Annotated in this window: 19 protein-coding genes; 6 read left to right on the top strand and 13 right to left on the bottom strand. The window is 42.1% G+C overall.

Annotated elements, in window-relative coordinates:
• Positions 1-40 precede the first annotated feature (40 nt).
• The 7 genes from OCV88_RS04305 to OCV88_RS04335 all read right to left on the bottom strand — a co-directional run bounded on the left by OCV88_RS04305 (position 41) and on the right by OCV88_RS04335 (position 7716).
• Positions 41-1429: a glycine--tRNA ligase gene (locus OCV88_RS04305; protein WP_158424355.1), complete on the bottom strand. Its 1389-nt coding sequence runs from the start codon at positions 1427-1429 to the stop codon at positions 41-43.
• Between the two features lie 18 nt (positions 1430-1447).
• A complete protein-coding gene (locus OCV88_RS04310) occupies positions 1448-2059 on the bottom strand; it encodes a hypothetical protein (RefSeq protein WP_158424356.1) in 612 nt (203 codons plus the stop codon).
• 68 nt (positions 2060-2127) lie between these two features.
• On the bottom strand, positions 2128-2877 hold the full coding sequence (recO, locus tag OCV88_RS04315) for a DNA repair protein RecO (RefSeq protein WP_158424357.1): 750 nt from the start codon (positions 2875-2877) through the stop codon (positions 2128-2130).
• Positions 2816-3007: a hypothetical protein gene (locus OCV88_RS04320; protein WP_262590693.1), complete on the bottom strand. Its 192-nt coding sequence runs from the start codon at positions 3005-3007 to the stop codon at positions 2816-2818. Before OCV88_RS04320 ends, recO begins: the two co-directional genes overlap by 62 nt.
• 97 nt (positions 3008-3104) lie before the next feature.
• Complete coding sequence (gene era, locus OCV88_RS04325; protein ID WP_158424358.1) at positions 3105-4013, bottom strand: GTPase Era; 909 nt, start codon at positions 4011-4013, stop codon at positions 3105-3107.
• A gap of 11 nt (positions 4014-4024) precedes the next feature.
• Positions 4025-6943, bottom strand: a complete 2919-nt coding sequence (locus OCV88_RS04330) for an insulinase family protein (RefSeq protein WP_158424359.1) — start codon at positions 6941-6943, stop codon at positions 4025-4027.
• Between the two features lie 74 nt (positions 6944-7017).
• Positions 7018-7716: a hypothetical protein gene (locus tag OCV88_RS04335; RefSeq protein ID WP_158424360.1), complete on the bottom strand. Its 699-nt coding sequence runs from the start codon at positions 7714-7716 to the stop codon at positions 7018-7020.
• Between the two features lie 137 nt (positions 7717-7853).
• On the opposite strand from OCV88_RS04335, the gene OCV88_RS04340 reads away from it, so the two are divergent.
• Both OCV88_RS04340 and OCV88_RS04345 read left to right on the top strand, forming a co-directional pair.
• Positions 7854-8027 (top strand): hypothetical protein, encoded by a 174-nt coding sequence (locus OCV88_RS04340; protein ID WP_262590696.1) that lies wholly within the window; start codon positions 7854-7856, stop codon positions 8025-8027.
• Between the two features lie 136 nt (positions 8028-8163).
• The gene (locus tag OCV88_RS04345; RefSeq protein WP_158424361.1) at positions 8164-8328 is read left to right on the top strand and encodes an Arc family DNA-binding protein; all 165 of its coding nucleotides are present in this window, start codon (positions 8164-8166) and stop codon (positions 8326-8328) included.
• 126 nt (positions 8329-8454) lie between these two features.
• Here the strand turns inward: OCV88_RS04345 and leuS are convergent, their stop codons facing one another.
• Positions 8455-10866: a leucine--tRNA ligase gene (gene leuS / locus OCV88_RS04350; protein WP_158424362.1), complete on the bottom strand. Its 2412-nt coding sequence runs from the start codon at positions 10864-10866 to the stop codon at positions 8455-8457.
• Positions 10867-11180: 314 nt separating this feature from the next.
• Positions 11181-13268 carry an elongation factor G gene (locus OCV88_RS04355; protein WP_158424363.1) on the bottom strand — a complete coding sequence of 696 codons (2088 nt, stop codon included), beginning with the start codon at positions 13266-13268 and terminating at the stop codon, positions 11181-11183.
• 214 nt (positions 13269-13482) lie between these two features.
• Here OCV88_RS04355 and aroF point away from each other — a divergent pair, with 214 nt between their 5' ends.
• Genes aroF through aroA form a run of 3 tightly spaced genes read left to right on the top strand, consistent with a single transcriptional unit; the run spans position 13483 to position 16898 of the window.
• Entirely contained in the window at positions 13483-14496 is a 1014-nt protein-coding gene (gene aroF / locus OCV88_RS04360; protein ID WP_158424364.1) for a 3-deoxy-7-phosphoheptulonate synthase, read from the top strand.
• A complete protein-coding gene (locus OCV88_RS04365; protein WP_158424365.1) occupies positions 14496-15599 on the top strand; it encodes a prephenate dehydrogenase in 1104 nt (367 codons plus the stop codon). Before aroF ends, OCV88_RS04365 begins: the two co-directional genes overlap by 1 nt.
• Before the next feature lie 21 nt (positions 15600-15620).
• A complete protein-coding gene (aroA, locus tag OCV88_RS04370) occupies positions 15621-16898 on the top strand; it encodes a 3-phosphoshikimate 1-carboxyvinyltransferase (protein WP_158424366.1) in 1278 nt (425 codons plus the stop codon).
• A 172-nt stretch (positions 16899-17070) separates the two neighbouring features.
• Here aroA and OCV88_RS04375 read toward each other — a convergent pair whose 3' ends face one another.
• Positions 17071-17544 (bottom strand): flavodoxin, encoded by a 474-nt coding sequence (locus tag OCV88_RS04375; protein WP_158424367.1) that lies wholly within the window; start codon positions 17542-17544, stop codon positions 17071-17073.
• Positions 17545-17692: 148 nt separating this feature from the next.
• Between OCV88_RS04375 and OCV88_RS04380 the strand changes: the two genes are divergently transcribed.
• On the top strand, positions 17693-18241 hold the full coding sequence (locus OCV88_RS04380) for a TetR/AcrR family transcriptional regulator (RefSeq protein ID WP_158424368.1): 549 nt from the start codon (positions 17693-17695) through the stop codon (positions 18239-18241).
• 50 nt (positions 18242-18291) lie between these two features.
• Here the strand turns inward: OCV88_RS04380 and OCV88_RS04385 are convergent, their stop codons facing one another.
• From OCV88_RS04385 to OCV88_RS04395, 3 genes are all read right to left on the bottom strand, one after another.
• Positions 18292-19116 carry a glycerophosphodiester phosphodiesterase family protein gene (locus tag OCV88_RS04385; RefSeq protein WP_158424369.1) on the bottom strand — a complete coding sequence of 275 codons (825 nt, stop codon included), beginning with the start codon at positions 19114-19116 and terminating at the stop codon, positions 18292-18294.
• Positions 19113-20063, bottom strand: a complete 951-nt coding sequence (locus OCV88_RS04390; protein ID WP_158424370.1) for a ketopantoate reductase family protein — start codon at positions 20061-20063, stop codon at positions 19113-19115. The genes OCV88_RS04385 and OCV88_RS04390 overlap by 4 nt, the downstream gene beginning before the upstream one ends.
• Positions 20064-20150: 87 nt before the next feature.
• Positions 20151-22568 carry a glycyl radical protein gene (locus OCV88_RS04395; protein WP_158424371.1) on the bottom strand — a complete coding sequence of 806 codons (2418 nt, stop codon included), beginning with the start codon at positions 22566-22568 and terminating at the stop codon, positions 20151-20153.
• Positions 22569-22603: the final 35 nt, after the last annotated feature.

Genomic DNA, 22603 nt, shown 5'->3' on the forward strand with positions numbered 1-22603 from the left:
TAACTTATTCTGCTATTCACTTTTATCTGTCAGAGATACCCTAAAATGCAAACTTCTCTGCAAAGTATGCATCAAGCTCAGCCACAGGCACACGAACCTGTTCCATGGTATCACGGTCACGCACAGTTACTGCCTGATCTTCTTCTGAATCAAAATCATAGGTAACACAGAACGGAGTTCCGATCTCATCCTGTCTTCTGTAACGTTTGCCGATATTTCCTCTGTCATCATATTCACAGTTATATTTTTTTGAAAGCTCTGCAAATACTTTTTCAGCGCCTTCATTTAATTTTTTAGATAGTGGCAGCACACCGATTTTTACCGGAGCCAGTGCCGGATGAAATCTCAGTACAGTACGCTTATCTCCGCCTTCCAGATCCTCCTCATCATAAGCACTGCACAGGAAAGCGAGAACCACACGATCAGCTCCTAAAGAGGGCTCAATCACATACGGTATGTATTTCTCGTTTTTCGTATCATCAAAGTAAGAGAGATCTTCCCCAGACACATTCTGGTGCTGAGTCAGGTCATAGTCTGTTCTGTCTGCAATGCCCCAAAGCTCTCCCCAGCCAAATGGGAATAAAAATTCAATATCGCTGGTTGCTTTGCTGTAGAAGGAAAGTTCCTCTTTATCATGATCCCGGACACGCATCTCTTCTTCCTTCATTCCCAGAGATGTCAGCCAGTTAATGCAGAAAGTTCTCCAGTACTGGAACCATTCCAGATCTGTATCCGGCTGGCAGAAAAATTCAAGCTCCATCTGTTCAAACTCACGGGTACGGAAAGTAAAGTTGCCTGGTGTAATCTCATTACGGAAAGACTTTCCGATCTGACCGATACCAAAGGGAACTTTCTTTCTGGATGTACGCTGCACGTTTTTAAAGTTTACAAAAATTCCCTGAGCAGTTTCGGGACGGAGATAAACCGTGTTTTTAGCATCCTCAGTTACCCCCTGAAAGGTTTTAAACATCAGGTTAAACTGGCGGATATCCGTAAAATTATGTTTGCCGCAGGAAGGACAGGGAACATGATGCTCTTCGATAAAGCCTTTCATCTCTTCCTGTGACCAGCCGTCTACAGAACCTTTCAGTTCAATCTGGTTTTCCTCTGCAAAATCTTCAATAATTTTATCTGCACGGAAACGTTCATGGCACTCACGGCAGTCCATCAGCGGATCTGAAAATCCGCCCAGATGACCGGAAGCCACCCATGTCTGAGGATTCATTAAAATTGCACAATCAACCCCCACATTATAAGGGCTTTCCTGAATAAACTTCTGCCACCATGCTTTTTTCACATTATTTTTCAGTTCTACTCCGAGATTACCATAATCCCAGGTATTTGCCAGACCTCCGTAAATTTCAGAGCCTGGATAAACAAAGCCTCTGGATTTTGCCAGAGCAACAATTTTTTCCATTGTCTTTTCCATTGTAATATTCCTCTCGTTCTATTTATATATGACATAGACCACCGGGGCCACTGCCGTATCACTTTTCTGTTCTATTTCCACAGTATCTTTGGCCGTTACTTTTACTCCATCTGCTGATACATATTGAATGGTTCCCGGAACAATAATATTCATATTTTCCCTGAGAATCAAAACATTTAATTTGTCATCAGAGGTAACTTCCTTTGTATCAGCGCTGCCTTTAGCTTCTCCGTCTTCTACTTTTGTAAAGGAAGCATCAAAATCATACCCTTCCGCCTGGGCCTTTACAATAGTTCCGTTGAAAATATCCACACCGTTAAACTTTCCATAGCTGTCTGTATTTTTATATTTCAGCGTCAGGTAAGCTTTTTGATCTTCCACTTTATAACCGGATACTTTTACATCACCTTTTTCATTTTCAGCTGCGTAATCCTCCACAGACTGATCAATATAGGCTTTCAGTTCCTCTTCATCATAGTACTCTTTGGAAAAATCTTCCACAAGACCTTCCATAATCTTACCATTCTTCTGAACAGAAATTGTATTGCTGTCCACTTTTAGCGAACCACATCCGGCCAGCAGGAATGCTCCGGCTGCAGCCAGCGTCACAATTATAATCGGTTTTTTCATTGGAAACCTCCGTTAAACAAGTATGTAATATTATACGCTTTCTTATATTTGAATGCAAGCGCTGACTGCTATTTTGAATCTTTGGGAAGATCATTTAAAAATTCCAGCGACTTAAACTTCCTGTCAGCCGCAAACTCCATACTCTCCCCGATGATTTTTTCTATTGCATTTAGAATCTCTTCCTTTAGGGTAAACGTATAAAGCTTCTCCACCGGAGCAGTGATAATATACTGAAGCGCATACAAAGCCGCAGGAAAAATCCTGCGCATACTGTGCCCGCCGCAGGAAGCACAGATAGTTCCTCTTTTTCTGCTGTCATAATAAATCAGATCTTCTTTGCTTCCGCAGTTCATACAGGAAAACACATTTGGATATACTCCATGATAAACAAGTGTTTTCAGCTCATAAATGCTTCGGACAAGCCGCAGGCTTAAGGCGGGCGCATTGAGAGCCCGCATGGTCTGATACAGCAGTTTCAGCTGGTCCCTGCAGTCACTGTTTTCCATGGAAAAGTAATCCGCCAGCTCCAGAAAATAGCACCCATAGCAGGTTTTCATCAGATCCATACTGATTTCATAAAAATAATTGCTGATTGATGCCTTTACAATCGTATAGGCATTTCTTCCGGCATAGGCCTCAAATTCACCAAAACAAAAAGGATTTGCAGCTGCAATCATGGTACTTTTGGGACGTCTGGCCCCCCGGACGAAAGCCGTAATCTTTCCCCGCTCTTTTGTTAATATCACAATCCGTCTGTCATATTCCCCTACCGGCATGGAAGTCAGAACCATACCGGTCAGTGTACAACTCTGCCCCATCTATGTTTTCATCCTCATTTCTTACATCCTGCCGGTCTGTATCATACCGGTTCTGAATCTTTTCGCAATAACTTAAATAGTCAGATACTTTTCCGCTCTGTTCAAATTTCATCCAGTTTTTATCGTACATTCGTATTATCCCCCTGAAATAATTTATCTGTCATTTATAGGTTCTCCGAATGTGATTTGACTATACTAGATAAAAACTGGAAACCTTCTTTTCCCCTTTAAATATCTTCTTTTTTGTAACCGAAATTTTTCATCAGAATATCACTGTCACGCCAGTCCTTTTTTACTTTCACCCAAAGCTGCAGATTTACTTTTTCTTCTAGCATTTTTTCAATTTCAAATCTTGCATTGCTTCCGATTTTTTTCAGCATAGAGCCTGATTTTCCAATAATAATCCCCTTATGGGAATCCCGCTCGCAGATAATAGTAGCTTCAATGTCCATGATTTTCTGCCCTTTGCGCTGTTTCATCTTTTCAATGGAAACAGCAATGCCGTGAGGAATCTCCTCGTCTAGCGCATGCAGGGCCTTTTCACGGATCAGCTCAGCTGTAATCTGGCGTTCCGGCTGGTCTGTAATGGTATCTTCCTCATAAAACATGGGACCATAAGGCAGATACTTAAAAATCATATCTATGACCACATCACGGTTTTCCCCCCGGAGTGCAGAGGCGGGAATGATTTCGGCAAAATCATATATTTTCCGATAGGTATCAATAAATTCAAGGACTTCTTCCCTTTTAACGGTATCAATTTTATTGATTACAAGAATCACCGGAACCGTTACCTTCTGCAGCTGGGCGGCAATATGACGCTCGCCGGCCCCGATAAAATTTGTAGGCTCTACCAGCCATAAAACCACATCCACATCTTTCAGTGTACTTTCGGCCACATTTACCATATATTCACCCAGTTTATTTTTGGCTTTGTGAATACCGGGCGTATCCAGAAAAACAATTTGTCCTCTTTCCGGGTCAGTATATACAGTCTGTATCCGGTTTCTGGTAGTCTGTGGTTTTTTTGATGTAATGGCAATCTTTTGTCCGATTATATGATTCATCAATGTGGATTTACCAACATTAGGACGTCCGATCAGCGTTACAAATCCTGATTTGAAATCTGCTTTCATATATCTCCTTTTTAGAGCAGCGGCAGTATATTGTCAAAAACACTCTGCTCTTGTTTTATCTTATCTTCGTTTCCAATGACACATATATTCTCATTTTTAACAGCAGCTTCTACAGGAGCTGCCAGAGCGCGGATATCTTCTACAGAAGCTTCAATTACCTCTCTTCGTTCCTCTGCCATCATTTCCGGCGTCAGCCCCGAAAGATATGCCAGCAGGCTTCTTCTGCCCTTTGCTTTTGGATTCAGAGGCGTATCCAGGCTGCTGATAGTTCCGATAACATACTTTGTCATATCCCGTTCACTGGCATGAAAACTTTTCAAAAATTCTGCCGTCTTTTTGTAAACTTCCAGTGTATTTTTCAAATGCGGATCCCTGTAAGAGGTAAAATAAGCATCCCCGGTTCTTAAGAATGCGCTGGCCGCCCCGTATGCCCCGCCTTTCACACGAATATTCAGCCACAGATAGTCATAGCTTAGAATCGTTTTTAATACATGAAATGCACCGGTATACGAAAAACCTGCATCCCGGTAACTGCCTGCCAGTGAAACATACTGAACCTGAGAGGCATCCATAAATCCCTCATTTTTTCTGGTACAGCTCACAACCCACGGGCGGTCCTCAATTGGGTCGGTATAGAATCGTTTTTCTATCCTGCGAACCTGCTTTTCTGCTTCAATTCTTCCGCTTTCATCACAGGTTACACTTATCAGCAGCTTCTCAGGCCGAAACAGCATACGCATTAATAACTGTAGTTTTTCTTTCAGATCCTGCACCTCGTCCTCAAAACAGGTTTCCAGTCTATCCACCAGTTTATAAAAATCAATACCTGTTGTCAAATCTGCAAATCTGGACCTTGGCTGGTAATAGGACAGCGCTCTGGTTGCCGACGCCAGATGCCCGCTTTCGCTTAAATCAGACTGCAGGGACGACTTAATCTGAGCGAGCAGTTCCCCAAGGCGCTTCTTATCATCAAACTTTGTAGCAAACAGCATACTCTCTGTAAGCTCCATGGCCTTCTCAAGCTTTTCTTTCAAAGCGCTGATACGCACCTCAAACTTAGCATGATATTTATCTGCATCTTTTGCGTCTGCCAAAACAGTTATACAATTGTGGATTCCTCCCGTGTGAAGATTTACCTCATTTGCTAACTCTGTATATGTGTAATCTTCTGTATCCAGATAACCAAGCAGCAGTTTCAGGACGCCCAGGTAGGAAACAAGCTCCTCCGGGATATGTCCCGCATCAAACATCAGATCCAGATACACAATTCCATTTGCCGGAATGTCATGCCAAATCATTGTTGTTTTACCTAAATCCAGCACCTGATTGTTTAAAGGTTCCGGCGCAGGCTGTAAGTCTTTTCTGGAAAGCATGGGGATCTTTTCCAGATCTAAAGGCGCGTTTGGCTGCTCCTGATATTCTTTCAGATGTTTCGTAAATGCCGTAAGCTCCAGAATTTCTGCTTCTGAAAGAGAGTTTTTATATGCCTGAAGCTTATCAGACAGTTCTTTTTCCTCTTTTGCATTAAGGCCCCTTTCCGGCTCCATGGTAACTACCGATACATGGGGGTTATCCAGCAGATATTTCTGAATCAGCCCTTCAAAATATCCGGTTTCCATCTGTTCTCTTAAAAACCGGTAGGTCTCCAATGGTTCCAGATGGATAAATACTTTACTGTCATCATACAGCCAGCTGTCTAGAGCCTGAAGACCAAACATCAGTCCTTTTGGATAATTCCCAAAATCTGCCTCTCGGAATCTAAACTCACCATGATTGACAGAAGCCAGCAGTGCTTCTTTGTTGATTCCCTGCTTTACCTGGTTTTTTAAGGTATCCTGTATAATCTGCTGAAACTCATCCAGTTTTTCTATATTTGAGTTTTTGGCAATTACAGAAAACAGCGGCTGCCGGATACTGTTATCATATCCTCCCTGAATATCTTTTCCGATCCCGGCGTCAAGAAGAGCCTGTTTTAGCGGCGCCCCCTGGGAGGATAAAAGTGCATAATCCAGTGTTTCAAATGCAAGATACTGTTTCTGGTCCAGAATATCCCCAACCGACCAGTTATAGGACAGATATGTTTTATCCCGTTCACTGTCCTGGCTGGAAACAGAATATTTTTTCTCGACTCTTAAAGGATGATCAAAGGCTTTCTGAAGATGAATTTCCGTATCAAAGTCATCGGTCTTATAACCACTTAAATAATACTCATCCAGCCACTTTAATTTTTCGACAGCATCCAGATTTCCGTACAGATAGATATAAGAATTGGACGGGTGATAATATTTGCTGTGAAAATCCAGAAATTCCTCATAAGAAAGATCGGGAATCTTTTTGGGATCTCCGCCGGACTCAAATCGGTAGGCGGTATCCGGATACAGAGAGTTTAAAATCTCGCGTTCCAAAAGATCATCTGAAGATGAAAAAGCACCTTTCATTTCGCTGTAAACAACACCGCTAATTTTCAAATCATCCTCCGGATGCTCCAGTTCATAATGCCATCCCTCCTGACAGAAAATCTCACGATACTGATAAATATTCGGCCGGAATACGGCGTCCAGATATACATGCATTAAGTTCTGATAATCTTTATCATTGCAGCTTGCAATAGGATACACCGTTTTATCCGGATAAGTAATGGCATTTAAAAATGTATTCAAAGATCCTTTTACCAGTTCAATAAAGGGATCTTTTATAGGAAACTCCTTACTGCCGCAGAGCACAGAATGCTCCAGAATATGAGTCAGACCTGTACTGTTTACCGGCGGTGTCCGAAACGCAATATAGAACACTTTATTTTCATCATCATTCAGCAGCAGGCAGATTCTGGCTCCACTTTTTTTATGACGCAGTACAACTCCCTGTGAGTTTAAATCTTTGATTTCGCGGTCTTCCACGATTTCATATGCTTTTAAATCCTGTAATTTCACGCAATTTTCCTCCAATATAAAATATCTATGCATATTTTTTCCATTTTACCATGATTTAAGCCAGGAAACAAACTTTATTCCTCTTCTGACAACAGACGCATCAGATAAAGATCCAGCACTTTAGAGCACTCTCTCCAACGGCCATGAAGCAAAATAAAACCATATATTTTCTGAATCTCTACCACCTCTGTTCCAAATACAATCACAACAACGCCCCCCGTCTTCATAGCCATCATTAATCTGTTTTTTACATAAAGCTTCTGCCCGGAAAATTCATCTGTTAAAAATCCGTTTAAAGATAATGTGTTTTCCGCCACGATGTCTTCTTTTTTTTCACAGAAAAACATGATTTTTTTACTGGGGTATGCCTCCTCATTCCGGCACAGCTCCTCAATCTTATGATATAGCTGCCCCAAATTCTTTCTTTCCTGTTCTCCAAGTTCCGAGGTCAGATTCCGGTTCATAAGATACTGATAAATACTGTAGCTTTCTTCTATTACCTGAAGTATCTTAAACTTTGTGCTAAATTCATATGGAATCAGCTCCCGAAAAAGCTCCAGCATTTCCCGAAATTCCATAAGCTCCTGAAATACCGGTGTATATTCCAAAAATTTCGATTCTTTTCCAAAGCAAAGTGTCACCGTATCCTGTACTGTATCGAATGTTCCGATTCTTTTAAGCATCTCTTCATTACATTTTCTAATGGCGTACTCCACAGAAGCTTTATCATAATGATCATGTAAGGAATTGAAAAATAACTCTGTAAGATACATATTTCTCCTTCTGAATGACAAAAATATAGTGTACTTAAAACAAGTTCATTTACACCATCATAATATAATCCGTGCTTAAAATGTACTCATAAATTTAGAAGATGATAATGTATTATGATTTAGGAAGGTGAATAACATTGGAAAAAGAAAAACATCTGGGATTAAGACTTGATGTGGAAACACACCAAAAATTAAAAAGTCTCTCTGAATTAGAAGACCGTTCCATCAACAGAGAAATCGCATACTTAATCCGGCAGGCCATTGCAGAACACGAAAAAAATCATGGTGAATTGAAACCTCCGCATTCTTGATATTTTGACACTTGCCAGCAGAGAATAAATGTAATACTGTAATGTTGGCCTGAAAATTTATCAAATATGAACCGTATTTCTGTCATCAAGTAGTCTGTGAAGTTTCAATCATTTTTATCCAGTATAAAGGAGATATATGAAGAAGGAAAAGCACATCGGTTTAAGAATCGATGCGGAAACACATAAGAAATTAAAGAGCCTTGCAGAATTTGAAGGCCGTTCTATTAATGGCGAAATTATACACCTGATTCGTCAGGAAATTATGAAAAACGAAAAGAACTATGACGAATTGGAAAAATAAAATATAACAAAAATACAGCGTATCTTTGCCAAAATAGATACGCTGTACTTTTTATCAGAGCATTGGGGACTTTTGTTTTTAAGAAAACATAAAAGCAAAATCAACCTGTAATTACGGCAGTGCTGCCTATTTCTGCACAATATTAATAATCCTGCCCGGAACATAAATTTCTTTGATAATATTCCCGCTTAATTTATCACCAAGAGCTTCTTTTCCCGCCGCTATGGCGTCTTCTTTGCTGATATCTGCCGGAACTTTTACCACGCATTTTGTTTTTCCGTTGATCTGCACGGCAACTTCCTTCTCATCGTCTGCCATTGCTTTTTCATCATACTCCGGCCACTGATTTTCAAAAACAGAGGTTTCATGTCCAAGCTGGCTCCAAAGCTCCTCTGAAATATGAGGTGCAAAGGGTGCAAGGAGCACAACCAGTGTTTCCAGTGTGGCTTTATCCACACCGCCTTTTTTAGCCATATCAATCAGCTTGTTGTTATATTCCATAAATCCGGAAACAACGGTATTAAGACTGAAGCTTTCCAGACGTGTGGTGATATCATAAATCAGTTTATTCCGTACTTTTAAAAGCTCTTTTGTCTCTTTTGTTTCACTGTCTTTATTGTCCAGAACAAGTTTCCAGAGACGGGTAATAAAACGGTAAACACCGTCGATTCCTCTGTCGTCCCACTCCGAATCCAGTTCAGGAGGACCTACAAACAGTTCATAAAGTCTCAGGGAATCACATCCGTAATCTCTTACCAGCTCATCCGGAGAAACTACGTTGCCTTTGGATTTACTCATTTTAATGCCATTTTTTCCGGTAATCATACCCTGATTGAATAATTTATGGAATGGCTCGTCAAAATCAATGGCTCCGATATCGTTCAGGAATTTTGTATAAAATCTAGAATACAGAAGGTGCAGTACCGCATGTTCCACACCGCCGATATACATATCCACCGGCAGATACTGATCTGCTTTTTCTCTGGATACCAGTTCTTTATCATTTTTACTGTCCACATAACGCAGGAAATACCAGGAGGAACCTGCCCACTGAGGCATCGTGTTGGTTTCCCGTTTTGCAGGCTTTCCACAGCACGGACAGGTTGTATTTACCCACGCATCAATGCCTGCCAGCGGAGATTCTCCGGTCCCTGTTGGCTCATAGGATTCTACATCCGGTAAAAGCAGGGGAAGCTCCTCTTCCGGAACAGGTACAGCTCCGCAGTCCGGACAGTGTACGATAGGAATCGGCTCGCCCCAGTAACGCTGACGGGAAAATACCCAGTCACGGAGCTTATAATTGGTTGTGGCTTTTCCGATTCCCATTTTTTCGATCATATGAGGCGCTTCTTTTTTCAGAACGGAAGATTCCATACCGTTCCATTCTCCGGAATTGATCATGGTTCCTTTGGCATCTGTGTAAGCTTCTGTCATATGCTCAATTTCTTCACCGTCTTTGGCAATTACCTGAATAATCGGTATATTAAATTTTGTGGCAAATTCAAAGTCACGGTCATCATGAGCAGGCACGCACATAATAGCCCCTGTACCATAATCCGCCAGTACATAATCGGAAAGCCAGATTGGAACCAGGGCGCCGTTTAACGGATTTACTGCATAGGATCCGGTAAATACACCTGTTTTTTCCTTATCCTGAAGACGGTCTACCGATGATTTTAAAGAAGTCTGATAAATATAATCTTCTACTGCCTGACGTGTCTCATCTGTTGCCAGTTCTTTTGCATAAGCATGCTCCGGAGCCAGCACCATAAAGGTTGCACCATATAAAGTATCCGGGCGTGTAGTATAAACAGTAAGTTCTTTCTCAGAACCGTCCACTTTAAAGTTTACTTCCGCACCATAGCTTTTTCCTATCCAGTCTGCCTGCATCTTTTTTACTTTTTCCGGCCAGTCCAGTTTATCCAGATCCTTTAATAACCGGTCTGCATATTCTGTAATTTTAAGCATCCACTGATTCAGATTTTTCTTTGTAACATCAGCACCGCAGCGTTCACATTTTCCGTTTACAACCTCTTCATTAGCCAGACCTGTTTTACAAGACGGGCACCAGTTAATAGGCATTTCTTTCTGATATGCAAGCCCTGCTTTAAACATTTTCACAAAAATCCACTGGGTCCATTTGTAAAAGGACGGATCTGTAGTATTCACTTCCATATCCCAGTCATAAACTGCCGCAATCTCATTGATCTGGCGTTTGATATTGGCAACGTTTTCTGCTGTTGACTTTGCCGGGTGAACACCCATTTTAATAGCATAATTTTCCGCAGGAAGCCCAAACGCATCCCAGCCCATGGGATGAATCAGATAAAATCCCTGCAGCATTTTATATCTGCTCCATACGTCTGAAATAACATATCCTCTCCAGTGTCCTACATGCAGACCATTACCGGAAGGGTATGGAAACATATCCAGACAGTAATATTTCGGTTTTTTTCCATCATTGACATTCACCGGTTTTTCTTCCCAGATCTTATGCCATTTTTGTTCAATTTCCCTGTGATTATAGGGTACAGCCATGTTTCATTCCTCCTAAATTGTATCTTAACATACATCATGAATATAAAACTAACAATCAGATATGCATTATATTGAAACTATGCGATTCAGACAGAATGCCTGCATCTTAAAAATTTTATCACACAACGTACAATTGTCAAGCTGAAATGCCCGTCAGATCAGGGTTTGCACTAATTTTTCCCGGAAACAAAAGTCAAAGAGAACAAGTCCTTTGGGTCTGCTTTCACTTCTTTCCCAAATGAACCTGTTCTCTTTGTATTTTACCTATACATTCTTTTTATTTCTAATTCTCCGGATAATTTATTTTCTATAAATTATTCATTTCCGTCAGCCGAGCCTGCTCTTGCAGCAATTTCTTTTTCCTGAATATCACCAGGCGCCTGCTCGTAACGGGCAAATTCATAAGAATACTCTCCACTGCCTCCTGTCATAGATCTAAGATCTGTATTGTATCCGTAAAGCTCTGACATGGGCACATCTGCAACAATCTCCTGCTTTCCGCCGTCTACCGGATTCATGCCAAGCACCCGGCCTCTGCGTTTATTAAGATTACCCATAATATCTCCGGTATATTTGTCAGGAACCACAACCTTTACAGAAGCAATGGGCTCTAACAATACAGGAGAAGCCTCCATAAATCCTTTCTTAAATGCCTGAATGGTAGCCATCTTAAATGCCATCTCGGATGAATCCACCGGATGATATGATCCATCATAAAGTACGGCTTTTACACCAACTACCGGGTAACCGGCAACCGGTCCTTTTTCCACAGATTCCTGAAGACCTTTTTCCACTGCCGGGAAATAGTTTTTCGGAACTGCGCCGCCCACCACAATCTGTTCAAATACAAATGGCTCTTCCAGATTTCCGGATGGCTCAAAGGTCATTTTTACGTGGCCGTACTGACCGTGACCGCCGGACTGTTTTTTATATTTGTATTCCACATCAGATTTTTTGCGGATGGTTTCTCTGAACGCAATCTTTGGTTTGCTCAGCTCAATGTCTACTTTGTATTTCTCTTTCAGCTTGCTGACAACTACTTCTAAATGCTGATCTCCCATTCCATACAGAAGCGTCTGGCGGTTTTCGCTGTCATTGACTGCTTTTAATGTCATATCTTCCTGCATCAGCTTCTGCAGCGCCTGGGATATTTTATCCTCATCACCCTTATTTTTTGCTTTGTAGCGCATATATGTATACGGTACAGAAAAAGCTGTTTTTAAGAATACCACCGGACTGCCTTTGGCAGATAACGTATCTGTAGTAACTACTTTATTTAATTTGGCCAGTGCCCCGATATCACCTGCATGAAGCTCGCTGACCTCCTCAGGCTTGTTTCCTCTTAGCACGTATAATTTGCCGATTTTATCATCCATGCCGTGCTCCGGATTCACCAGCACATCATCGGTTTTTAAAACTCCGGAATTTACTTTAATCAAAGAATATTTTCCGATAAACGGGTCCACAATTGTTTTGAAAATATAGGCCGATTTCTGTTTTGAGAAATCATAATCCGCATGAAATACTTCGTTAGACTTAAGGCTGATTCCCTTGCATTCTTTTTTATCCGGGCTTGGCAGATATTTTACAATATCATCCAGCAGTGTATAAATACCCTGGGCTAATATACCGGATGCTATAGAAATCGGTACGGTGCTTCCGTCAATTACGTTTACACGCAGTGCCTGACGGATTTCATTTTCAGAAAATTCCTCCCCGGCAAAATAACGGTCCATAAACTCTTCGCTGGTCTCTGCCACTGCTTCTAACAGCGCTTCCCTGAGTTTTGCCAGATTTGGTCTTGAGTATTCCGGCATCTCCATAGGAATGACTTCTCCTTTATCATTCCACTGATGGGCAGACTGGCTGATGATATTTACATATCCAATAAATTTTTCATTGGCACGAACCGGAATATGGAAAGGAGCAATCTTTTTCCCGTATAAAGCCTGCATATCTTCCACTACCTGACGAAAGCTTGCGTTATCATCATCCATGTTAGTTACGCAGATCAGTCTTGGAAGCTTATATTTTTCACATAATTCCCATGCTTTTTTCGTTCCGACCTCAACCCCTGATTTGCCGGAAATTACAATGATGGCAGCGTCTGCAACACTTGCAGCCTCTTCTACCTCCCCAACAAAATCAAAATATCCCGGTGTATCCAGAATATTAATTTTTGTATCACCCCAAATAACAGGAATCACAGAAGTATTAATGGAAAAACCCCTTTTAATCTCTTCTTTATCGTAATCACTGATGGTATTTCCATCACTGATTTTTCCCATTCGGCCAGTCAGTCCGGAAAGATATGCTATAGCTTCTACTACAGTTGTCTTGCCGGCTCCGCCGTGGCCTAACACTACTACGTTTCGGATTTTGTCCGTGGTATAAACATTCATAATACTTCCTCCATACATCATAAAAATTCATGGTTATATTTTACTAAAGATGCGTGAATATTACAACTATTTTAGCGATTTTTTACAATTTTTCTTACGAATTACTTTTTCGCGTTAAACTTCGAAGCTTTTATGCATTGAAGTGTTGACAGTGTCCATCTAAAAGAGGTATGATAACGAATACAAAAACATAAAAACAAGCGAGGAATTTAAAATGATTGTTGTAATGAAACCAAACGCACCGGAACAATCTGTAAATACAGTCATTCATATTATAGAAACTAACGGTATGACGGCCCATTTATCAGCCGGAAAAGAGGTCACCATTATTGGTGTAGTGGGTGATAAAACAAAACTGGATACACGTTCTATTCAGGCCATGTCTGATGTGGAAAAAATAGTAAATATTACAGAAAGCTATAAACTGGCCAATATTACATTTCATCCGGACCCTACCGTCATCTCTTTAAAGCATACGTCCATAGGGCCGGAAAATATGACTGTTATGGCAGGTCCCTGTGCCATTGAATCAGAAGAACAGATTATGTCCGCTGCCAAGGCCGTAAAAGAAGCCGGCGCTACCATTTTAAGAGGCGGAGCTTTTAAACCCAGAACCAGCCCGTACTCTTTTCAGGGTCTTGGGGAAGAAGGCTTAAAACTGATGCAGCAGGCATCCCTGGAAACCGGGCTTGATACCATCTGCGAAGTCACCAGCTTAAAAGCCCTTGACCTGGCGGTAAAATATGTGGATATGATTCAGATCGGAGCCAGAAATATGCAGAACTTTGAGCTTTTAAAGGAAGTGGGCAAGGCAGGGCTTCCGGTTCTGTTAAAACGGGGACTTTCAGCTACTATTGACGAATGGTTAAACGCCGCCGAATACATTATGTCTTACGGAAATTCTCAGGTGGCATTATGTGAACGTGGTATCAGAACCTTTGAAACAGCTACCAGAAATACACTGGATTTAAGTGCCGTCTGCGTATTAAAAGAAAAGACCCACCTGCCGGTAATTGTGGACCCAAGCCATGCCTGCGGCGTCAGAAGCTATATTGCACCGCTGTCAAAGGCTGCCGTTGCCTGCGGAGCCGACGGTCTTATGATTGAAGTGCATCCGGATCCCGCATGTGCACTCTCCGACGGCGCCCAGTCTCTTGATTTTCCGGAATTTCATAATTTTATGAAGGAACTGAAAACCTTTACCATACTTGCCGGGAGGGTATACTAATGACACCAGCAAAAATCGGTTTTATCGGGCTTGGGCACATTGGAGGCTCCATTGCCAAAACAATCCGCAGAATCCATCCGGATATTACGCTGATTGCCTTTGATCCGTCACAAAAAACTCTGGATGACGCATTAAAAGAGCAGATCATTACAAAAGGTTACAGCAGTGTCACAGAAGACTTTATCTCCTGTGATTATATCTATCTGTGCGCTCCGGTTCTGCGCAATCCGGAATATCTGCCGCTGCTTAAAGGTTTTGTTTCTCAAAATCCTGGTCTTCTGATTACAGATATCGGCAGTGTCAAAACCGGGATTCATAAAGAAGTAAAACGGCTGCAGATGGAAGCAAATTTTATCGGCGGACACCCCATGTGCGGAACAGAACATACAGGTTACGAATATTCAACTGCCTATATGCTGGAAAATGCTTATTATCTGATTACAGTTACGGAACACATCAGCCGGCAGCGTGCCGCCGATTTTGAAGCCTTCACTGCTTCTCTTGACGCACTTCCTCTGGTGCTTGATTATCAGAAACATGATTTTACTGTGGGCTCTGTCAGCCATCTTCCCCATGTAATTTCAGCGACACTTGTAAATCTGGTAGAGGAACTGGATGATGAAAAAGAAACCATGAAAACTGTGGCCGCAGGAGGATTTAAGGATATTACCCGAATCTCTTCCTCCTCCCCGCTGATGTGGGAGAACATCTGTCTTGCCAACAGAGATCAGATTTTACATCTGATTGATGCCTATACAGCTTCTATCGGGAAAATTCGTGAAAAAATCGCAGCAGGCGAAGGTGACCGGATTCATTCTTTTTTTGAACAGGCAAAAGACTACCGGGATTCCTTCCAGATCTCCACGGCCGGACCCATTAAACCCGTTTATAATCTGTTCTGTGATCTGATTGATGAGGCCGGAGGAATCGCTGCCATTGCAACCATTCTTTCCTCCAACAATATCAGCATCAAAAATATTGGAATCGTTCATAACCGGGAGTTTATGCAGGGTGTTCTTCATATTGAATTTTACGACGCCGATGCTTTAAAGCATGCCATTGATTTACTGCAGAAATATCATTACACTGTTTATGAACATTAAAGGAAAGGATTTTTAAGACAGATGCAGATTACAAAAACCAACGCTTTACACGGAACTGTTCGTGTTCCCGGAGATAAATCCATTTCGCACCGAGCCATTATGTTCGGTGCGATTTCTCATGGACTGACAGAAGTAACCGGTTTTCTTCAAGGAGCCGACTGTCTCTCCACAATTTCCTGTTTTCAGAAAATGGGAATTGAAATCAGAAATGAAAAGAAAAAAGTAATGATTTACGGAAAAGGACTGCACGGTCTGTCAGCCCCTTCTTCCATTTTAGATGCGGGAAACAGCGGCACTACTACCCGTCTGATTTCCGGTATTCTTGCGGGTCAGTCTTTTGAAAGCATCATTACCGGAGATGCATCCATTCAAAAACGCCCTATGGGCAGAATTTTTACTCCCCTGTCCTTAATGGGAGCAGCTTTTTTCAGCCATCACAACAACAACTGCGCCCCTTTTACCATAACAGGCGGCAGTTTAAAGGGCATACATTATGATTCTCCTGTGGCTTCCGCTCAGGTAAAATCCAGTATTCTGCTGGCCGGACTATATGCTGACGGCAAAACTTCCGTCACAGAACCTTATCTTTCCCGGAATCATACAGAATTAATGCTAAAAGGCTTTGGTGCAGATATAACATCAGAAAACACCACGGCAGTGATCTGCCCGGAACCAAAACTTACCGGCCAAAAAATCCAAGTCCCCGGAGATATCTCTTCAGCGGCTTATTTCATTGCAGCCGGGCTGATGATACCGGGTTCTGAGATCCTGATAGAAAATGCAGGCATCAATCCCACCAGAAACGGAATCTTAACAGCCGCCAAACGAATGGGCGCTGACATTTCATATCTGAATCAAAGAACGGTTTCCGGGGAACCTGTGGCAGACCTGCTGATTACCTCCTGCAGCTTAAAAGCAGCCGAAATAAGCGGAGACTTAATTCCTGCACTGATTGATGAGATTCCGGTCATTGCCGTTATGGCGGCCTTTGCTGACGGAACAACTGTCATAAAAGACGCTCAGGAATTAAAGGTAAAAGAATCCGACCGGATTGCGGCAGTTACCGAAAACTTAAAAGCAATGGGAGCCGACGTCACTCCAACCGATGACGGTATGATTATCCGGGGCGGAAAACCACTTTGCGGAACCAAAATTAATACTTACATGGACCACCGGATCGCCATGGCATTTGCAGTAGCCGGAATGGCCGCAGAGGGTACTACGACTTTCTCTGATGCCAGCTGTATAGATATCTCATATCCGGAATTTTTTAAGGATATGGCTTCTCTTGTGAGATAACAATATCATAATCTACAAAGGGAGCCAAAAAAAGGGCTCCATATTCTCATGTAAAAAGGGCGGCTTGATTCAAATGATTTCAAACCGCCCTTTGCGCCTCAACAATATGATTACATACCAGTGCTCTTGTTGTATGGGGCCTATTTTTCTGTTCTTATGCCACAAGAACAACTTATGTTTCAGAACATTCCTTTAAAACTTGTTTTATCCATATATCATAATTTCCCTTTTTGAAAACACCACTATCAAATGGATACCTGATTTCTGCGTTCACGCAAAGTTTCTGCAAGTGGTTCATTGTACAGTTAATCCCCGACATTCCATAAGCAGCAAACGGTACGACAATTTTATTTGTCAAATCGCATTGACTTATAAAATCAGAAACAAATCTCGGTAAGTCCTGTGCCCAAATGGGATAGCCAAGCAAAATCATATTATAGTCTGTTAAATCAGGGATAGGATTTGTAAAGGCAGGTGCAGCTGCCGCTTTCTTTTCTTTTGTTACCCGCAGGCATGATGAAATGTAATTTCCGTAGGCTTCTTCCGGCACAATTTTTATAATCTCGCACTTCATATCTTTTTGTGCCTGTAATGCAATTTTCTCTGTATTACCAGAGCGTGAATAATAAATAATGATTGCTTTCATATATATGCCCTCTTTCTATCCTCAAACCAAATAAGATAATACCATTTGAATATCCTACAACTTGTTGTATGATAATTATAAGAGACTTGCAGTGGCGTATCAACCAACAATCTTCAAACAAATTGTCGGATATTCAAAGGAGCAGATTATGAATAAACAACCTGGAATAACAGAACGGACAAAACAAACAATTGCAACAGCTTTTTGTGATTTATACATGAAAAAGTCTATAAACAAAATCACTATAAAAGAAATAACTGTCCAAGCAGGTTACAACAGATGCACATTCTATCAATATTTTACTGATATTTATGATTTGTTAAATTATATTGAAAATGATTTATTAACCGCAATGAAGCAGTTGTGGAAAACCAATAGTGATTCATTGCGAACTCCAGATTTGGAGCAATTACTATTACTGTTTGAGGATAAGGCACATTATTTAAAGGCAGTGTTTGGTGACTATGGAAGTATTCACTTTTTGGAACGATTGAAACGGGAGTTACCATTAGATGAAATTAAAAAATCGTTTCCACAAGAGGAAAAGTTATTCCCATATTTGCTTGAATTTCACATAGCAACCTCGTTATCTCTATTTCGTGTTTGGTTGAAAAATGGGAAAGATATTCCTTCTGATGTATTATTTGAACTTATACACAACCTATATATAAACGGAATCTCATCTTTAGCAAAATAGCATACAAAAAATAACAAAAATTATTTTTCTCTGTTCTTCTATAAAACTGTTCACTGTTCTGGAATAAAACTATCAAATATAAAGATCTGAAACACTTCTTTGGCCTGGTTTAAGGCTTCCTGGCTGCGAATGGTCCAGGCTGCATTTTCTACAGAATACAGGCGTCTGCACAGCCGGTAAGAAAACTGACTGCTGAATTTATAATTATAAGCAATAAAGTCCGGCCTGCTGTATCCATTTAACAACAGGTTCGTCAAAATAAACCGCACAGGCGCCGGCTGACGGATATGATCTTTTCTGTAATTCGTTGACAGCTGTCCCCGTATCACCTCTGGCCTGTGCCTGCGAAACCAGGCCACTGCCAGAGGATGAAAGGATTCAATACAGTAAACACCCTGATAATGATCCATAATCCGGGCCAGATAACGGGTTGTCTCAAGATACTGATGCTGTACTTTTATTTCCACAATTACAGGTACTTTTCCGGCAATTATATTTAACACATCCCGAAACAGCGGAATCGTCTCATCAGAATCTGCCAGCCGATACCCCTTCAGTTCCTGCCAGGTCAGATCAGTAAGACGCAGATCTGCGCCGCACATCCGCTTTAAAGACGCATCATGAAACACTACCATCTGATGATCAGCTGTCATCTGAACGTCCAGTTCAATGCCGTAACCGGCCTGTACAGCTTTCTGAAATGCAGCCAGTGAATTTTCCGGTGCCTTAGAATGATTATCAAAAAGCCCCCTGTGAGCAATATAGACTTCTTCAAAAGGCTTCATCTGCTCTTTTCTTTTGGTATTGGGTTTTAAACAAAGCAGATATCCAAAAACAACTACCGCCGCTGCTGCCAGGATAATAACAGCCGTCATTCCTTTTCCTTTCTTTTCTGAACTGTGTCAAATTTTCCGTCATTTTTCTCTTCCAGAGCTTTGATCATATAATAAATAACCTCATTATATGGAGTTGGCACACCCAGTTCTCTGCCAAGCTTCATCAGTGTTCCTGAAAACATGTCGATCTCCGTATGCCGCTTGGCGTCCAGATCCTGCAGGGTTGAATATCTTGTATCCGGAGTTTTTTCCACATGCATCTTTTCGATATCTGAAAGCTCTGAAATATCAATCCCTTTTGCCGCTGCAACTTCACAGACTTCTTTTCGAAGTTCCCATCTGAGTTTTGCTGCATTTTCGCTGAATGCATAAGCACAAAGTCCGCATCCGATCACTGCCTGGGGAAGATTCATGCTGATATTAAATGCATATTTGTGCCAGATATCCCGAAGCACCTGACGGCACATCTGACGGTGGATACCGGTGCCGGAAAGGAGCTCTTCCACAGCCAGCATACGCCCGCTTGGTTCCTCCTGGTCCTTCTCACCATACAGCAGGCCGATAGTTGTTTTTTCCTGAAACACAATTTCATTCCCGACCCTTCTGGAAGCAATTTTCATCATGGAAAACAGCATATGCTCCATACCGATTTTTCTTCCTATGATTTCTTCACTGTCAACACCATTTAGCAGACTTAATACAATGGTGTGCTCTCCCACAATCTGTGAAATATCTGTAAGGCAGGAACCCAGTGCGCCGTATTTCACAGAAACCAAAAGCAGATCTGCGCCCTTAGCCTCCTTTGGCGTACGCACACATGGCCTGTAACATTTGCCATTAATCAAAATACCTTCCTGTTCCAGGCGTTTTTTTCTCTCTCCATCAGCAATTACCCATAAGCTGTCTCCCAGTTTTTCAGAAAGCCCCCAGATAAAGTAACTGCCTACCGCTCCGGCTCCCAGCAAAGCAACTGTTTTTATTTTCAATCTTTTATTCCTCCAAATATCATAATCAGAAAAGCTGCTGTATCCGGAAACTGCATGTTAAGGTTTATCCGGCAGTCCACAGATGTATTACAATGCATTTTCTGTTCTTGCTATTATATCATTTTGCAGCCCTGTCGCCAACTCTACAAAATAAGCAGAAAATCCTGCAACGCGTACTACCAGATCACGATATTTTTCAGGCTCTTTCTGAGCTGCCCGCAGTTCTTCTGAGCTTACGATATTATACTGCAGCTCCATTCCACCCATATCATAATAAGAAAGCAGCATGGCTTTTAATTTTGATATACTGTCTGCTCCCTGCAGTGTCTTTGGGGAAAACCTGAGATTTAACGCAAACCCTGTGGGAAAATTATGGTGATCATAGCTGACCGCAGATCGCAGCACAGCCAGCGGCCCATTCTTATCGGCTCCCTGGCAGGGAGATGCGGCATCTGACAATGGATCCTGATACTTTCTTCCATCAGGAGTAGCCCATGCGCGTTTCCCAGCTACCACATGGGCAGAAGCACTTCCCACCCACATACGCAGCCGTCCCCGCAGCATTTTCTTGCTGTTGATCGTCTTACCTATCATTTCCATAGACCATCTGGCAATTTCATCAGCATAGGGATCCCCGTTTCCATAACGATGAGGCATATTACAAATCTTAAGCCGCAGCTCCTCACAGCCATCCCAATCTGCCATAACTGCATCATACAATTCTCTGGCTGTACATATTTTTTGATCATAGACCATGTATTTTATTGCAGCCAGACTGTCTATCATTACAGCTGTTCCTCCTACTGATGTTCCATAAGAGTTGTACTTTGCCCCTCCTCTGACACAGTCAACCCCGGATTCCACGCAGCCATCCAGCATAACAGAAAGCGCCGGAACCGGATATACTTTCCAATGATAATACTCCAGGCAGTTATTTAAGATACACAGCCAGTTTGCAAAATAATCAATATTAGCGGCAAAAGCCTGCTTCACCTCTTCAAAGGTTTTCATTTCATATAAATATCCGTGCCCCGGAACACAGGACTTGCCATTGGCGGGGTTGATTCCATTATTAATACTCAGCAGAAGCACATTAGCCAGATTTATATCTGCACAGGAATTTGTACACTGAGAGGCGGAATAATCATTCCCGGAACCGGAAATTTCCTGACAGCCGTTTACCGCAAAATTTCTGGCATCCTCCAGTGAATAGTAATTTCCTTTCACAAGGGTATCAATGATCAGATCTTCATTCTGAAAACAGGGAATACCCCCGGCTCTTTTGGAAGACTCAATAGCACATTCAAACAGGCTCTCCGGCATCCGTCGGCTGACCCTTAAGGAAACCGGAGGCTCATGAAGTTTCAGACGCGCTGCCGCTTCAAGCCCCATATAGGTTATCAAATTAGAAGCTTCCTTTCCGTTTTTATCGCATCCCCCCAGTGTCAGATGCATAAATGTGGAATAAGCCCCTGTCACTTGAGCAGTATATCTTAGCCTTGCATTAAACAAACTGCCCACCTTCAGCCAGAAACAATCCACAATCTCCTGTGCTTTCTCCAGGGTAATGGAGCCTCTCTCTAGCTCTGCACACAGACAAGAATACGTATACTGATCAAACCGTCCGAAAGAACAATTCTGATAGTTCCCGTCAATAAACAAAAACAGCTGATACAGGTAAACAGCCTGAACCGCCTCCTGAAAAGTTCTGGCCGGCTTTTCCGCTATATAATCCAGAGAATCCGCCATCATAAGCAGTTCCTGTTTTCTGACGGGATCTGCTGTCCAGGCTGCTTTATCCCGGCAGGCAGACGCATAACGGCAGGCCAGCAGGATATAAGCATCGCATGTAATTACGATAGATTGATAAAAATAGTATTTTTCCGGATCTGTTTCATCGTTAGAGAATCCTTTCCATTTTTCCAGCCAAAGGAGAGCCTCCTGCCGCACGGCACCAAATCCTTTTTCCACAACTCTGCCGTAATTGGGCACAAGATGTCCTGTGGCAACCACTCTTCCCCGGCCTCCCTGGCCGATATTTAAAACTCCGGCATTGATAATATCATCCGTGCCTTCCGGATAGCAGTCCGCCATCCCGGTCCAGAGCGTATGTTCTGTCCAGTAATTCCGTACCGATAAAATCTTTTCTTTCTCTTCGTCAGGCAGATGCATTGGTTCGTCCTGCTGTTTCCTTGTATAAAAAGAGCCGTCATCCAGCTCAGCATACAACCAGGCAATTCCGGAAATTTCCGGCCACAAAGTTGTCCCCTTATAATTCTTCGCCAGATTTCCAACAATCAGTTCGTCATCTTCCACTCGTATCGTCATCCTGCTGCATACCTCATACTGAAGCCTGGAACGAAACAACGGTGCCGGCAGCGTTTTGTGCCGTCTGTGAAATTCTGTAACCAAAAGGGTTCTTTCCCCGTCCAACGTAAACTTTGTATTTCTGTATCTCTCTCTCATTCTGGCAATTCTGTCAGAAACGGGCCTGAATTCATACATAAACTTCCACTCCTTCCAAATAATGTTTCATGGCT

It is taken from the genome of Brotonthovivens ammoniilytica (assembly GCF_025566885.1).
Lineage (GTDB): Bacteria > Bacillota > Clostridia > Lachnospirales > Lachnospiraceae > Brotonthovivens > Brotonthovivens ammoniilytica.